Raw genomic sequence first — 14,687 nt, 5'->3', positions numbered from 1 at the left:
AAACCCTCATGAAAACGGATCAAGGTTTGATGCCATCGCTAATGCTTTATAAGCACGTTTTTGCTGGCTAGCCCTCGAAAATTTTAGTAAAAATAACGGACGATTAAGCAGTATGCTAAATATTGAGCAAACAATAGAGCAAAAATTCCCAAATTTTGAGCAACGTGGCTCATGGTTTAAAAAACCAACGGTTGGTTTTTTAAAAAAACTGATGCATGAAAATGAAGTGAATCAATTCCTAGAAGATCATCAAGATGACGAGGGGTTTGATTTTATTGATCAAGTATTTGCATTTTTTAACTTTAGTTACTCAGCATCACACAGTGACAGGGCTAATATCCCCGCCAGTGGCCGCGTAATTATTGTTGCTAATCACCCACTGGGTGCGCTCGATGGATTATCGTTATTAAAGCTTGTTGGTGAGGTGCGCCGCGATGTAAAAATAGTGGTTAATGACATGTTAATGGAGTTTAAGGCGCTAGACAGTCTATTATTACCCGTTGATAATTTAAGAAAATCAACGCAAAAGAGTAGTATTTCGCGTATTTTGCAGAGTTTAAATAATGAAGAAGCCGTTATTATTTTTCCTGCAGGCGAAGTGTCAAGAATGAGACCGAACGGAGTACGTGACGGAAAATGGTCGAGCGGATTCTTAAGTTTTACTAAGAAAACCCAAGCTCCTATTTTGCCAATTTACGTTAAGGCGCGGAACTCATCTCTTTTTTATAGCAGTTCAATGTTCTACAAGCCTTTATCAAGCATGTTGTTAGCGCATGAGGTTTTTAATAAAAACTCGAAAACGATAAGCTTCAAGGTGGGCGCTCCCATCCCATACCGTTTTATAGATAGTTTGCCATTAAAACGTAAAGAAATTGCGCGATTGGTTCGTCGCCATGCTTACTTGCTAGGTAAAGGAAAAAAGAGCCTGCTGGAAACAGAACAGACCATTATTCACCCGCGTGATCGAAAGGCCCTGAAAAATGAGTTAAAAGAGGGTGAGTTACTGGGCGAAACAGCCGATGAAAAGAAAATATACTTATTTGATTATCGACCGGACTCTGCGGTCATGAATGAAATTGGGCGCTTAAGGGAAATGACTTTTCGGCGTGTCGGTGAAGGCACAGGCAAAAGCCGAGATCTTGATCGGTATGATAAGCATTATCGCCATATTATTTTGTGGGATGAGCAAGAACTTGAAATTGTAGGCTCTTATCGACTCGCTGAAGTAAAACGCTTAATGGATTTAGACAAGGGTCGAGGCATTTATAGCCAAGAACTTTTTGACTATAACATGCAGAAAGTTGCTCCTTATTTTGAACAGGGTATAGAACTTGGCCGTAGTTTTGTCAGCCCTAAGTATTGGGGTAAACGCAGCTTAGACCACTTATGGTATGGCATTGGCGCCTACCTTAGGAAGTACCCATCAACACGCTACTTATTTGGCCCTGTTAGCTTAAGTGATGCTTACCCTGAACTAGCTAAAGCGTTGATTGTGACGTTCTATCAGCATTACTTTCCTGATGCCGATTGCTTAGCCACCTCTCGAACGCCCTATATTATGAGGCCAGAAATAAAAAAGCAGGTGGCAAATGTGCTGACTGGCAATAATCAAAGTGACGACTTTAGAGTCATGAAAGAACACTTAGCGCATATGAATGTCACCGTACCAACCTTATACAAGCAATACGCCGATTTATGTGATGAAGGCGGTGTTCGCTACATTGATTTTAATGTAGATGCGAACTTTGGACACTGTATAGATGGGCTGATCATGACCGATATGCATAAACTAAAAGCTAAAAAGCGTTTACGTTATGTAGGCGGTTAATGCTACTAACCGCTCTACAAGAGTAGACATCCGTTTTAATTAGCGAACCTTCCGTGCTTTAGCCGGGCGGCCTTTAATTTTCCCATTGGCGAGGTAGTTCAGTGCTTGTCGCACAGCCTCATGTTCAAGCGCCACATAACTGGAGCGGTCAAAAATATCTATTTTGCCGATTTGCTTGCCTTCTAAGCCAGCATCGCCGGTTAGTGCCCCTAAAATATCGCCGGGGCGAATTTTATCTTTACGGCCGCCATCAATTTGAATGGTAACCATTGGCGGGTAGAGCTTGTAGCTACTATCGCGGTCCAACGATAAAGGGCTATCTATTAAACAAGGTTTGTGTTGATATTCTTCAATTGCTTTCACACGCACTTGCTCATGTTCAGCAAATAAGCTCATGGCGAGCCCAGTTTCGCCGGCACGGCCGGTTCTTCCGATACGATGCACGTAAATTTCAGGATCGCGAGGCAGTTCGTAATTGATGACCATGCCGATGGATTTAATATCGAGCCCACGAGCAGCCACATCGGTTGCAACCAGTACGGAGCAACTATTATTAGCAAAGCGAACCAGTACTTGGTCACGCTCACGCTGGTCAAGGTCGCCGTGTATCGCTAATGATTCAATATTATGCTCGCGTAAAAACTCAGCCATCTCACTACACTGCGCCTTGGTATGGCAAAAAACAACGGCTGTATTTGGGTGGTAGTGCTCAAACAGTGCAAGCAACGTATTATTACGCTCGTGTTTTTTAACTTGGTAGAACAACTGCTCAATCACATTTTGTTGATGATCTGATTCAACGGTGATGGCGACAGGGTCACGTTGAATAGAGCGGCACATGGCCTTAATTTCATCTGGGTAAGTGGCTGAAAAGAGTAATGTTTGACGAGACTTAGGCGTGTGCCCAATGATATCTGTCATCACGTCGGCAAAGCCCATGTCTAGCATTCTATCGGCTTCGTCTAATACTAAGGTTTTCAACTGACCGATATTTAAAGTACGTTTTTTCAGATGATCCTGAATACGGCCGGGTGTACCCACCACAATATGTGCGCCATGTTCTAATGAACCGACTTGTGGTCCAAAAGGTTTGCCTCCACACAGCAGTACCAGTTTTATATTAGGCACACTACGGGCGAGTTTACGAAGCTCTTTACCGACTTGATCGGCTAATTCTCTGGTAGGGCAGAGTATTAAAGCCTGAGTGCCAAAAAATCGCGGATTTATTTTTTCCAGTAAACCAACCCCAAAGGCAACGGTTTTGCCGCTACCTGTTTTAGCTTGGGCAACAACATCCTTGCCTTTTAAGACCTGAGGCAGGCTTTGGGCTTGTATGGGTGTCATCTGTTGATAGCCTAGGCTCGCTAAGTTTTTAAGCTGAGCAGGGGCAATGGCTAACGTGGAAAAGTTTTTATTTGGCATGAGTTTTTATTTTTCAGTTAATGCGGTGCCTGAGAAACTGACGCCACCCCAACTATGTTGCATAAAGTTACGAATATTTTGGTGATCATCCGCATCAGGGGTGTTGAGAACATCTTGGTAGTAATGCCCGAAACAGGCAAGGGTTTGCTCTTGCGTGAAGTCATTGAGCTTTGCAAAAGCAAATAATTTGCAGGTAATATCATTGGTGCCGGCTGCATTAGAGACCTCTCCATTTTTAAAATCCACAGGGTGGTAATCATAGAGGGTGTCGATCAGCTCAATGACGGTTTCAACATCAATAGAAGGGTTGTTTTTGATAGCTTCAATACGGTTCATTGGTTTCTCCTTGTTAAGCACGTGACATAAATTTGCCGGTGCTGGTATTTATTTTTATAAATTCGTCAGTGTCGATATATTCCGGCACTTGAACTTCTAGCCCAGTGGTTAGCGTAGCTGGTTTGGTTCGAGCAGAGGCTGAGGCACCTTTTAAACCGGGCGCGGTATCCACTATTTGTAAGCTAATAGTGGCCGGTAATTCAATAGCAACCAGGGCTTCTTCTAGTAAAATACCCACTAGGCTATCGAGCCCTTCGCTTAGGTATTTAACTTGCTCTTCAATGTCTTCGCCGTCTAATGTGTATTGGTCATAGGTATCTAAATTCATGAAGGTATAGGCGTTACCATCTTGATAAGAAAATTGTAAATTGGCTTTTTCGCAATCGAGATCCTTCAGAAAGTCATCACCTTTTAACGTTTCATCACGTTTTTGCTTGGTTTTAAGGTGATTAAAGCGAACTTTATAAAGGGTAGAAGCTCCACGAGATGATGGATTGCGTACGTCGATACTTTTAACCGCATAAGGTTCGTCATTGACTTCAACAACCATTCCGCATTTTAAATCGCTGGCTTTAGGCATGTGTGTTCCATGTGTTTGATTAGGCGTAATTATACGCCAACATGAAAAGCGCAATGGAAAACTCTTCTGTTTGATTTACTGATTACTAAGGTTTGTTAAACGGTCTTAAATAGACAGGAAATCGATAGCGCCCTTTTTTGGTTAGGCCATAATATTTAAACGTGATTTGACTGCCTATAAGGGGCGGGTTAGTTCTGTCTTTATTTGAAAAACCAGAACCAATGGTTAACTGTTTGCCCTGTGAAGTCAGGCAGAGTATAGAGCCCATTTTGCCTTGATATTGTCCTTTTCCGGGGAGGACTTTTAGCACGGTACATTCTGTGTCGGTGTATTCCTTTAGTTTCAATGCTGAAGATAAACGACCTGTTTGATAGGCTTGATTAGGGTCCCTAACCACAACGCCTTCAGCTTGGTTAGCAGTAATAGAGTGTAAAAAGCGCTGTAATTGTTTTTTATTGTTAACGGTTGTTTGCTGAATGATCTGAATGTACGGCGTAGGGTTCTTATCTAGATAGTTTTGTAAAACCTGTAGCCGTTTATGTAAATTACCTGTTTGATTGGGCACATCAAATATTTGATGGGTGATGTGTTTCCATCGTTCACCAGCATGTTGGCTGTTAACAATTGAGCTGATGTTTTCAAAGTCGGCTCGCTGGGTCCATAGTTCGCCATCTATTGGGAAAGGTGGGTAGTTCTGGGTAAACCATGCTGGTGGGCTAAGTATTTTTCCCCCTCGACTAATGAGGTTTTTTCCATCCCAATAGCCGCGCACACCATCGAGTTTTTCGCTCATAAGCCAACCCGTCACAGGAATATCTTGATGGTAGTTTTTAAGTAAAAATATAGCCGGTTTAGCTGCGTAAGCAGTTAGCGATATAAGGCTTATTAATATAAAAAAGATCCGTTTTTTCATGTTCCATTGCTTCCTAGCGTTGGTGATATTGATGTATGGACGATGATTCTGCCCATATACTCTAGTATTTATAGTAGATACACTGCAAGTGAGGTTGTTTCTGTTTAGCAAGATATAGCTGTATATATGAAATATTACAACCTTGATCGGCTGTGTACTTGGAATGGGGGTATTGATTAATTATGAAAAATCTCTAATTAATGTGCCTTGTTTGAGTTACCAGTACAAGCGTATGAAAAATACACTTTCTACGTTATTATTTAGTTTGCCTGACAATTAACTCAAGGTCCAAATGAACAGATCCTCCTTAAGAATCAATCCGCTATGGAAAACGTATTTTTTTATTGCTTCAATGTCTGTTTTATTTACTGCAGCGGCTACTTTTGTTGACTATCAACGCATTGAGGAGAGTGCTAGAAATGAGCTTAAATATTCGAATGCCCTTGTCACGCACTCAATTCATAATTTGCTCGATAAGCAGGAGCTATTGTTAGACGCACTAGGTAAGAAACTAGTAAAAGCAGGCATTATGAATAAAGCTAAGTCATCCACTCTACTGGATGCTATGTTGAAGAGTAATCCTGAGTTAGCAGGCCTAGGGCTAGCGCTTCCTTCCGGTCAGCTGATTGTAACGAGCTCGAACTTTTCCTCAGGCAAGCTACCAAACTTGTTAGATAAAGAAGATACGCGTAAATCATTTAAGGCAGCCCGGCATTCGGATGAAATGGTGATGGGCCGGACCTATTATATGACATCCTTGAAGCAGTGGCTTATCCCATTAAGAAAACGAATTTTAGATGCAGATGGGCGCGTTGTCGCCGTTATGACGAGTGGTGTTAAATTAAGCTTCTTAAAAAAAATGCTGGCTGACCAATCAAGTGTTCCTGGTGCAGATGTGACCCTTATTAGTGATGAGTATTATCGTTATTACGTTTCATATGCTGACGAAAGTGATTACGACTACTTATTTAAAATGCCTGTGTCGGAGCAAATTATCCAGCATTTTACGGAGGGTATGATAGATCAAGTTGGTTATAACTTCATCAAAGGTGAGGGCAGCGGCAAACCTGTAGTGTTGCAGACAAAAAATTACCAAGGGGAAAAGGTTATAACGTCTTTGTCTTATAATGATAAATACCACTTCTTTTCAGCTACAAGCCTTAATAAAACGCTTGTATTAAATAAATTATGCCAGAGGCTTGCTTGGTATATCTCCCTCTTGTTGCTTTTCAACCTCACTTTGTACTTTCTTTTTAGGATGAATATTTCTAGTCAAGGTAGGTCGAAAAAAGCACTTGAGTTTCAAGCGACGCACGACCAATTAACAAAACTACCGAATAGACGCTATTTGTTAGAAAGTTTTGATGCATGGAAACAGAAACATCCAAAGGGCTTCGCTATTTTTTTTATTGACCTTGATAACTTCAAAGGGATTAATGATTTATACGGGCACTCTATAGGAGATCAGGTATTACTTGAGGTTTCCGCTCGAGTAACAGCCAACTTTGATGATTGCCTGTGCATTAGACAAGGAGGAGATGAGTTTATTGTTCTTACACGCTCACGTGACAACGTACACAACCTTAACTTATGCCGACACTTTTTAACTCAATTGAATAAGGCCTTTGTGCTGGATGGGCTTGAGTTTTCTATTCAAGCGAGTATAGGAGTGGTAAAACACTCCAAAGATGGGGATAAGCTGGATGAGTTATTGAGTAAAGCGGATATGGCAATGTATGAAGCTAAAAGATTGCGGTGCGGCTTCTTTTCTTACTCCGAAGGCTTGCAAGAAAAAATGCAACGCACAGCCATGATTGAAAAAGAACTGCTTCATGCGGTAGAACGAGAAGAGCTCTTTGTCGTGTATCAGCCACAGGTTGATGCTTATTCAAAAGAAATTATAGGGGTTGAAGCGTTGTTGCGTTGGGATAACCCAAGTTTAGGCTTAGTTCCTCCTGATGAATTCATTATGATAGCCGAATCAATAGGGCTTATTCATGAGATTGGTTTATTTGTATTTGAAACGGCACTGGCCGAATTTATTAGTGTTTGTCGTTCAGTTCAAAAAAATAAGAAGAAATTACGCTTGTCGATTAATGTGTCGGTTCAGCAACTTTTTCACCCAGCTTTCTTGATGTCTATATTCCAGCTACAGAGACGACATGATTGCTCTAGTATAGAGCTGATGATTGAAGTGACAGAGAGTTTGTTCATCGAAGATGTTGGGCAGGCAAAAAAAATTCTTTTAGCATTAAAGGAAAAAAACATCCTCACCTCTTTAGATGACTTTGGTACGGGCTACTCATCCTTAGGCGTACTGAGCGGGCTGCCCATTAGTGAGCTGAAAATAGATAAAGTGTTTGTTGAGAATATCCTTAATAACAATCAAGACCTCCAGTTAATAAAAAGTATTATTAAGCTTGGGAGCGGCCTGGGCATGTCGGTTATCGCTGAGGGTGTTGAGGAAGTGGAGCAAGTGGACGTTTTAAGTGAAAATGGTTGTGACCTTTTTCAGGGGTATTACTTTTCAAAACCACTTAATAAAAAGGATCTTATTGTATTTATGTCAAAGTGAGCACGGGCTATATTAATAGCCCATCGTGTATGAGATGAATGACTTTTGGTGATTAGAAAGGATAAGGCTGAATGCTAAACCAATGAAGCCATCACAGCTAAAGAGGACGCCAACCTTTAAATTAAACGTTATGTGTATCTAAAAGGCATGCTGTGATATGAAAGTCTCTTTTACTAAATTGTATATCTACTTTTCATGGTTATCTCTTCCTATATACTTTTTAGCATCTAAGGTAATTAGGTATCGCCACATGCTCTTGTGTAGCCCGTTTATAAGCATGTTTAGGTTGCTGGCAGCTATTAAATTGATAGGGCTTCATCAACCGATCTGCACGATAACGGCTAAGCGGCTGTTTTCTATTCAGTAAGACCTGTAGTAAGACAATAAAAAAACACTAACGTCAACGTTTGGCTTGAGTTAAAAGTTTATCGAGTTGATTTGCAAATACTTGTCGGTCGGTATTATTTAAAGGCGGTGGGCCGCCACCAATTTCTAAGCCACTGGAACGCATGGTTTCCATAAAGTCGCGCATATTAAGACGGTCTTTAATGTTTTCTTTTGTGTATAGCTCACCACGCGGGTTTAAGGCCGTGCCACCTTTTTCTATGACATCAGCAGCTAACGGAATGTCGCCAGTAATCACTAAGTCTCCCGCTTGCATTCGTTTAACAATTTCATTATCGGCCTCATCAAAACCCTGATTAACGCGTAAAAAAGAAATATAAGCAGAAGGCGGCACCCGGATGGCTTGGTTGGCCACCAAGGTCATTTGAGTGTTTGTGCGCTCTGCGGCGCGGAATAAAATGTCCTTTATGACAACAGGGCAGGCGTCGGCATCTACCCAAATAGTGTTAAGCATCGTTATTATCGCTTCTTAGTGATCGTGAGCGGCAGCGGCTGCATTGGGCAGCCGAATTCGTTCAACCATATTCTGTACACTTTGAGGCGGTGCAGGCGTTAGGCTGGACACAATAAAGGCGACGGAGAAGTTCAAGCACATACCAATCGCACCAATGCCTTCCGGTGAAATACCAAACAGCCAGTTTTCAGCGGTATTAGCCGCCATTGGCTCTATAAAAATGCCTTTAAAATAAATGATATAGCCCATCGTGAACACCAGCCCGGTGAGCATGCCGCAAATGGCGCCGTATTTATTCATGCGCTTACTAAAAATACCCATAATCAGCACCGGGAACAAGGACGATGCAGCTAAGCCAAAGGCAAACGCAACGACTTGAGCAACAAAAGCGGGTGGGTGCAAGCCTAAATAACCAGCAACGAGAATCGCGAAGGCCGAGGTAATTCGACTAGCGCGTAATTCATTTTTCTCGCTGATCTTGTGCATAAAGGTGCTTTTTAATAAATCGTGCGAAATACTGGCGGAAATAACTAATAATAAACCAGCAGCCGTGGATAAAGCAGCGGCAACACCACCAGCAGCGATTAATGCAATGACCCAATTGGGTAATTGGGCGATTTCTGGGCTAGCCAGTACCATAATGTCGCGATCAACGTAAATTTCATTAGCAAATGGTGCGTTATTCACTACCTTGCCTTCAGACGGATTAGTAATGATGCGTTCACCTAAAGCGCCACGTTGTTCAGCATCGAATACAGGCTTTCCTTCGCCGGCAAACGCCTTGCCTGCAGCGTATTGCAATTTACCATCGCCGTTATGATCAAACCAGCCGAGTAAGCCTGAGCTTTCCCACGTTTGGAACCAACTGGGCATATCAGTGTAGGCGGTGCCGGCGTTATCAGGTCCATTAATACTGTTGATAATGCTTAAACGGCTTAAGGAGCCAACAACTGGCGCGGTGGTATATAACAAGGCGATAAAAATAAGCGCCCAGCCAGCCGATTTTCTTGCATCAGAGACTTTAGGAACGGTAAAAAAGCGCACAATAACATGCGGTAAACCAGCCGTGCCGACCATTAAGGCTAAGGTAATAGCGGCAACGTCGATCATTGATTTATCGTTAAACGGCTCGGTGTAGGCACCAAAGCCTAAATCAAGTAGTGTTTTATCCAAGGCATCTAATAAAAACCCAGAGCCATCTGACATTTGACTGCCAAACGCAATTTGTGGAATAGGGTTGCCTGTAAATTGTATGGCCATAAAAATAGCCGGTACAGAATAGGCAAACATCAACACAATATACTGTGCAACCTGCGTGTAGGTGATGCCTTTCATGCCACCAATGACCGAATAGATAAACACAATGCCCATGCCAAGGTATAAACCTTGATCTATAGGTAATTCTAAAAAGCGCGAAAAGACGATACCAACACCGCGCATTTGCCCCGCGACATAGGTAAAAGAAATAAAAATTAAACACAGAACAGCAATGACACGAGCGGCACGTGAATAATAGCGATCACTAATAAATTCAGGCACAGTAAATTTGCCGAATTTACGTAAATATGGCGCCAGTAACATGGCAAGAAGTACATAGCCACCTGTCAAACCCATTAAATACACACCGGCTTCGTAGCCTAAATATGAAATTAAACCAGCCATTGAGATAAACGACGCCGCTGACATCCAATCAGCTCCTGTCGCCATGCCGTTAACGATAGGGTGAACACCTTTGCCAGCAATATAAAAATCGCCTGTTGTTTTTGCATTGGCCCAAATAGCAATGCCGATATACAGCGCGAATGTGGCCCCAACTACTAAGTAAATAAGTGTTTGTAATTCCATATCAATCATCCACGCCGTATTTAGCATCTAGTGCGCTCATTTTTTTAATGTAATAAAAAATTAAAAAAACAAAAGAAATAATGGAGCCTTGCTGAGAAAACCAAAAGCCTAACTTAAAGCCAGCAAATTCAATGCTATTAAGTGGCTCAACTAAAATGATGCCGAACACAAAAGAGACAAGAAACCAAATAAATAGCAGCTTCAAAATGAGACGAATATTATCCGTCCAGTAATGGTCAGTATTAGCCGACATAACACCCCTCCAAGTTATTTTTAATGACACCGTGTGTGAATTGATTGGTGTGTATCCCCTTTGTAGGGTAAGTGTTTTTATTGTGTTGTATTATTGAGGATTAAGCGGTGCGATGCAATGAATGAAGAGAATGTCATCACTGGAATGTTTCTCTCATCATTTTGGTAGACGTTTTAATGGCGGAACCTGCAATATAGCAAGGCGCAATTTAGAGTAAAACGAACCAACAGATGGCTGTTATAACAAGGGTGCCAAGCAAGTTTAATATAAAGCCTTCTTTTGCCATCTGATCACCATGGATGTACCCACTACTAAACACAATGGTGTTCGGGGCAGTAGCAACAGGGAGTATAAAGGCGCAGCTGGCGCTGAATGCGGCGGGAACCATTAATAATAAGGGGTCAATGTCAGCGTTAATGGCGGTGGCGGCGAGTATGGGCATCAGCATGGCTGTGGTGGCGGTATTGCTGGTCGCTTCGGTCATAAAGGTCACGCTTAACGCAATAATGGCTATCATCACTATAAGGCTAAAGGCGGTGACAGCGGATAGTTGTTCACCTAGTTGGTTGCTTAGACCCGAGGCAACAAAAGCTTTGGCCAGACAAATGCCTCCGCTAAACAATAATAAAATACCCCAAGGTATTTGCTGAGCTGCTTTCCAGTCTAAGAGTTTTTGCTTGTTGCCATTTGGGGTAATAAATAAGACGATAACGGCCAGTAATGCGATAGATGCATCATTAGCGTGCGGTAAATTTAGCCAACCACTCCAACCACCAAAAGGCTCTCGGCGAGTGATCCATAGCAACGCGGTAAGCCCAACGACAAGTGTGACTCGTCGTTCGTGTGTTGTCCATGCGCCCACAGCAGGTAAGGAAAATTCGCCTGTACCCTGTAGGTGTCGGGTGAGCCAAAGCCAGACGATGGGAATAAAAGTGATTACTAACGGTAGCGCCCAGCTCATCCATTGGGTAAAGCTAATTTGCAAGCCGGTGTTCTCTTCATAAACCTGCATGAAAATTAAATTTGGAGGGGTACCAATGGGTGTGCCGATGCCACCGATGCTGGCAGAATAAGCGAGGCCTAGTAATAAAGGAATGGCTAGCTTTTTATTGTCAGTGCTATCAACGACGGCTAGCACAACGGGAAGTAGCATGATCGTTGCAGCTGTATTGGAAATCCACATGCTAAGTGTGGCCGAGGCGACCATAAACCCCAATACTAATCGTTTCGGGTTGTTGTTACCAAACCAATGGACCATGGTAAGTGCTATACGGCGATGAGCGCCACAATGAGAAATAGCCGTAGACAGTAAGAAGCCGCCTAGTAATAGTAAGATAAGCTTATTGCCATAAGCGGCAGCTACTTGCTCACTTGTTAAGACGCCTGTTAGTGGAAAAATAGCAATTGGTAACAGTGACGTGATGGGGATCGGCACTGGTTCAAAAATCCACCAAGTAATACACCAAACAGCGATAGCTGCTGTAATGATAAGAGGCTCAGGCAGCTTTCCATGAAAGCTGAAAAACAGCACACAAGATAGAATTGGGCCAGCGATTAAGCTTAAGGTTTTTAACGATAAGGGCGAGGTCAATGTATAGATATTAGGCTGATTAGTGACTGAGGATTAGTTTGTTATTAGGGAGCGTCGCCGAGGGCTTTGCTATATGGTAGCCTTGAGCATAATCAATATTATACGATGCAAGCAAATCTAAAATGGTTTGATTTTCAACAAACTCAGCAATGGTTTTTAATCCAGATAGTTGGGATATTTCAGACACTGCTTTAACAAACACTTGATCCTCCTTATGTTTTTCAAGTGTTTGAATGAAGGAGCCATCTATTTTTATATAATCAACGGGTAATTGGCGTAGGTAAAAGAAGGACGCATAGCCAACGCCGAAGTCATCAAGTGCAAACTTAGCACCGGTTTCCTTGATATCGTTCATTAGGTTGACGGCTGTATTGATGTTCGCCACAGCGGTGGTTTCGGTGACTTCTATGATTAGTTTTTTAGCGTTAATATCGTGCTGCTTGAGCCCCTCTTTAAGGGTGCTGATAAGGAGGGTATTGTTAAAAGCTTTGCCCGACAGGTTAATCGATAGTTTTAAAGGGTTGTTTTGTGTCTGTAAGAAACGTAATGTTTCAAAGGCCAGCTGTAAAACAGCTAAGTCAATTTGGTTGATGAGTCCAGACTGTTCGGCAATGGGGATGAAGCTGTTAGGCATAATAATTTCACCGTCCAAATCGATCATTCGAACGAGAGCTTCAGCATGAGAGATTTGATTAGTTTTAATATCTAAAATTGGTTGAAAATGTAGGCAAAGCCGCTTATCTGCAAGAGCCGCTTCAATTTTTTCTTTCCATAAAATGCGTGTTTTTAGTAATTCTTTGGTTTGTTCTTTTTGGGAGTATAGGTGTGACTTACTACGGCCGCTTTCTTTAGCTTGGTACATTGCGATATCGGCATTTGACATAAAATTCTGAACAGTCAAACCATATTCGGGGAACATAGCGATACCAATACTGGCGCTAATATTATGTTGCGTGCCATTGTATTCAAATCGCATTAAACGCAGTTTTTCTATAATTTTTTGAGCGAATTGAGTGGCGCCATGAGCATCAATATTGGGTAACAGTAAGGCAAATTCATCGCCCCCTAAGCGAGCTAAGATATCGGATGAGCGGATAGTTTGTTGTATGGTCTCAGCGACTTGTTTTAATAAAAGGTCGCCGGCGCCATGGCCACTGGTGTCATTAATGTATTTAAACTGATCGAGATCTAAATAAAGAATAGCGCCGTTGCTTCTATAACGTTGAGAAATCTTTAATTGCTGCTCAAACTCAAGTTGGAAGCGGCGGCGATTAAAGAGCTTGGTGAGAGAGTCATGGTCTGCGAGCCAAACAAGGTTTTGTTCTTTTTCTCTAATTAACTGACTGCCTTTTTCTAATTGATCAATCACCATAGTGGCTGATTGCTCGAGTGTGACTAACTCGTCTTGAGTTTTATATTTATGCCTACGCGTTTGTTGCAAATAGACTCTTGCTTGATGGAAGTTCCCTTTAGATAGAGCAGGCAATGCATTGCTGACCGTTATTAATCGATGAGTAGCCTTCAGCAAAATAGGTAAAAGAATCACAACAGAGGCGATTAGCGCCAGTAAGATGGCATAAAGCGCTTCTTTTTTAGATTGCTCAATTAAGAGATAGTCTTCAGAAAGGTCGGTAGCGATTAGAAGCTGTGGGCTATTTGAATGAGAAGGCTCGACTAAATTAAACAGGCGTAAGCTAAATTGCTGCTGCCCTAGATCTAAATGACTGCCGTTGGTATCGGCAAGGTTTTGCTCTGGGTGGGCCTTATAAAAATTTGTAAGAAGTTGCTTAAGCTTATATGGGTTAGTACTAGCCACAATATTGAGCGGCCCGTATTCATTGTCCTCAGTAGTTGAAGAGCGGCTTAGGATGGCGATATCTGTACGTGTTGCTTCTTTAAATGTAATGATAATGTCGGCCAACGAGCGAACAAAGACAAATAAAGCGTTCTGCTCGCCCATTGAATCAGCAAGGACAGGGATGTAGACAATTTGGTAGCATTGGATTTGGCAAAATAGCTTATAACTGGGTTTTTCTAGTCTTAGGACGTTCGTTAAGTCTTCATTGGGTATGACCGCCGTCACGTTTGACCCCCAGAGTGCCTTTAGTTGGCTTTCTTGGTTGTAAAACGATATAGACACTAAGCCCCAGTTGGTTTGTAGGCTCCCCCATTGCTGAGTGATAGCTTTAATAGCCTGTTCTTCAAACTGAGTGGGAGTGTTGCTACGCTGTGTGGTGTTCAATTCTGCTATTTGTTCGATAAGCCTTGCAGATTGGCCGATGAGTGCTTTAACGATAGATAATTGGTATTGTTGTTCCTGATGATGCTGGCGTTCAAACTGCTCAGTAATTTGCTTATAACTGGTGCCATATTGGATGGCGTGGGTAATGCTGAGCAACAGGCCGAAAAGTAATAGAGCTTTCCATTTGATGCTAAAAAATAAGTTATTTTTTCGACGCATAAGATTTTGGCTGCTTTGCTAATT

11 protein-coding genes and 1 pseudogene are annotated in these 14,687 nt (G+C 42.1%); 2 read left to right on the top strand and 10 right to left on the bottom strand.

The window, feature by feature from the left end; all coding sequences use genetic code 11:
* The first annotated feature begins 112 nt into the window (after positions 1–112).
* On the top strand, positions 113–1,828 hold the full coding sequence (locus CYCPU_RS0111030) for a bifunctional ornithine lipid synthase OlsF (RefSeq protein ID WP_020162732.1): 1,716 nt from the start codon (positions 113–115) through the stop codon (positions 1,826–1,828).
* A gap of 39 nt (positions 1,829–1,867) precedes the next feature.
* Here CYCPU_RS0111030 and dbpA read toward each other — a convergent pair whose 3' ends face one another.
* The 4 genes from dbpA to CYCPU_RS0111010 form a co-directional block, all read right to left on the bottom strand.
* Positions 1,868–3,250, bottom strand: coding sequence for an ATP-dependent RNA helicase DbpA (dbpA, locus tag CYCPU_RS0111025; protein WP_015006940.1), 1,383 nt, complete (start codon positions 3,248–3,250; stop codon positions 1,868–1,870).
* Between the two features lie 6 nt (positions 3,251–3,256).
* Positions 3,257–3,586: a HopJ type III effector protein gene (locus CYCPU_RS0111020; RefSeq protein WP_015006939.1), complete on the bottom strand. Its 330-nt coding sequence runs from the start codon at positions 3,584–3,586 to the stop codon at positions 3,257–3,259.
* A gap of 13 nt (positions 3,587–3,599) precedes the next feature.
* Complete coding sequence (gene efpL / locus CYCPU_RS0111015; RefSeq protein WP_020162731.1) at positions 3,600–4,166, bottom strand: elongation factor P-like protein EfpL; 567 nt, start codon at positions 4,164–4,166, stop codon at positions 3,600–3,602.
* Positions 4,167–4,251: 85 nt separating this feature from the next.
* Positions 4,252–5,079, bottom strand: a complete 828-nt coding sequence (locus CYCPU_RS0111010) for a DNA ligase (protein WP_020162730.1) — start codon at positions 5,077–5,079, stop codon at positions 4,252–4,254.
* Positions 5,080–5,371: 292 nt separating this feature from the next.
* On the opposite strand from CYCPU_RS0111010, the gene CYCPU_RS0111005 reads away from it, so the two are divergent.
* Complete coding sequence (locus CYCPU_RS0111005; protein ID WP_083923792.1) at positions 5,372–7,654, top strand: bifunctional diguanylate cyclase/phosphodiesterase; 2,283 nt, start codon at positions 5,372–5,374, stop codon at positions 7,652–7,654.
* Positions 7,655–7,883: 229 nt separating this feature from the next.
* On the opposite strand, the pseudogene CYCPU_RS12135 reads toward CYCPU_RS0111005, so the two are convergent.
* The 6 genes and pseudogenes from CYCPU_RS12135 to CYCPU_RS0110980 form a co-directional block, all read right to left on the bottom strand.
* Positions 7,884–8,003 (bottom strand): annotated as a pseudogene (locus CYCPU_RS12135) (IS3 family transposase); the annotation flags it as partial.
* A gap of 51 nt (positions 8,004–8,054) precedes the next feature.
* Positions 8,055–8,513 carry a YaiI/YqxD family protein gene (locus CYCPU_RS0111000; RefSeq protein ID WP_015006936.1) on the bottom strand — a complete coding sequence of 153 codons (459 nt, stop codon included), beginning with the start codon at positions 8,511–8,513 and terminating at the stop codon, positions 8,055–8,057.
* Between the two features lie 15 nt (positions 8,514–8,528).
* Complete coding sequence (locus CYCPU_RS0110995) at positions 8,529–10,385, bottom strand: sodium:solute symporter family protein (RefSeq protein ID WP_232228638.1); 1,857 nt, start codon at positions 10,383–10,385, stop codon at positions 8,529–8,531.
* On the bottom strand, positions 10,360–10,611 hold the full coding sequence (locus CYCPU_RS0110990) for a DUF4212 domain-containing protein (protein ID WP_015006934.1): 252 nt from the start codon (positions 10,609–10,611) through the stop codon (positions 10,360–10,362). Before CYCPU_RS0110990 ends, CYCPU_RS0110995 begins: the two co-directional genes overlap by 26 nt.
* Positions 10,612–10,819: 208 nt before the next feature.
* Positions 10,820–12,202 (bottom strand): SLC13 family permease, encoded by a 1,383-nt coding sequence (locus CYCPU_RS0110985; RefSeq protein ID WP_015006933.1) that lies wholly within the window; start codon positions 12,200–12,202, stop codon positions 10,820–10,822.
* 19 nt (positions 12,203–12,221) lie between these two features.
* On the bottom strand, positions 12,222–14,663 hold the full coding sequence (locus CYCPU_RS0110980; protein ID WP_015006932.1) for a bifunctional diguanylate cyclase/phosphodiesterase: 2,442 nt from the start codon (positions 14,661–14,663) through the stop codon (positions 12,222–12,224).
* Between the last annotated feature and the right edge of the window lie 24 nt (positions 14,664–14,687).

Source organism: Cycloclasticus pugetii PS-1 (assembly GCF_000384415.1).
In the GTDB taxonomy this organism is placed as follows: domain Bacteria; phylum Pseudomonadota; class Gammaproteobacteria; order Methylococcales; family Cycloclasticaceae; genus Cycloclasticus; species Cycloclasticus pugetii.
Note: the sequence above shows the minus strand (reverse complement) of the source record. Positions and strands in the feature narration are given on the sequence as shown.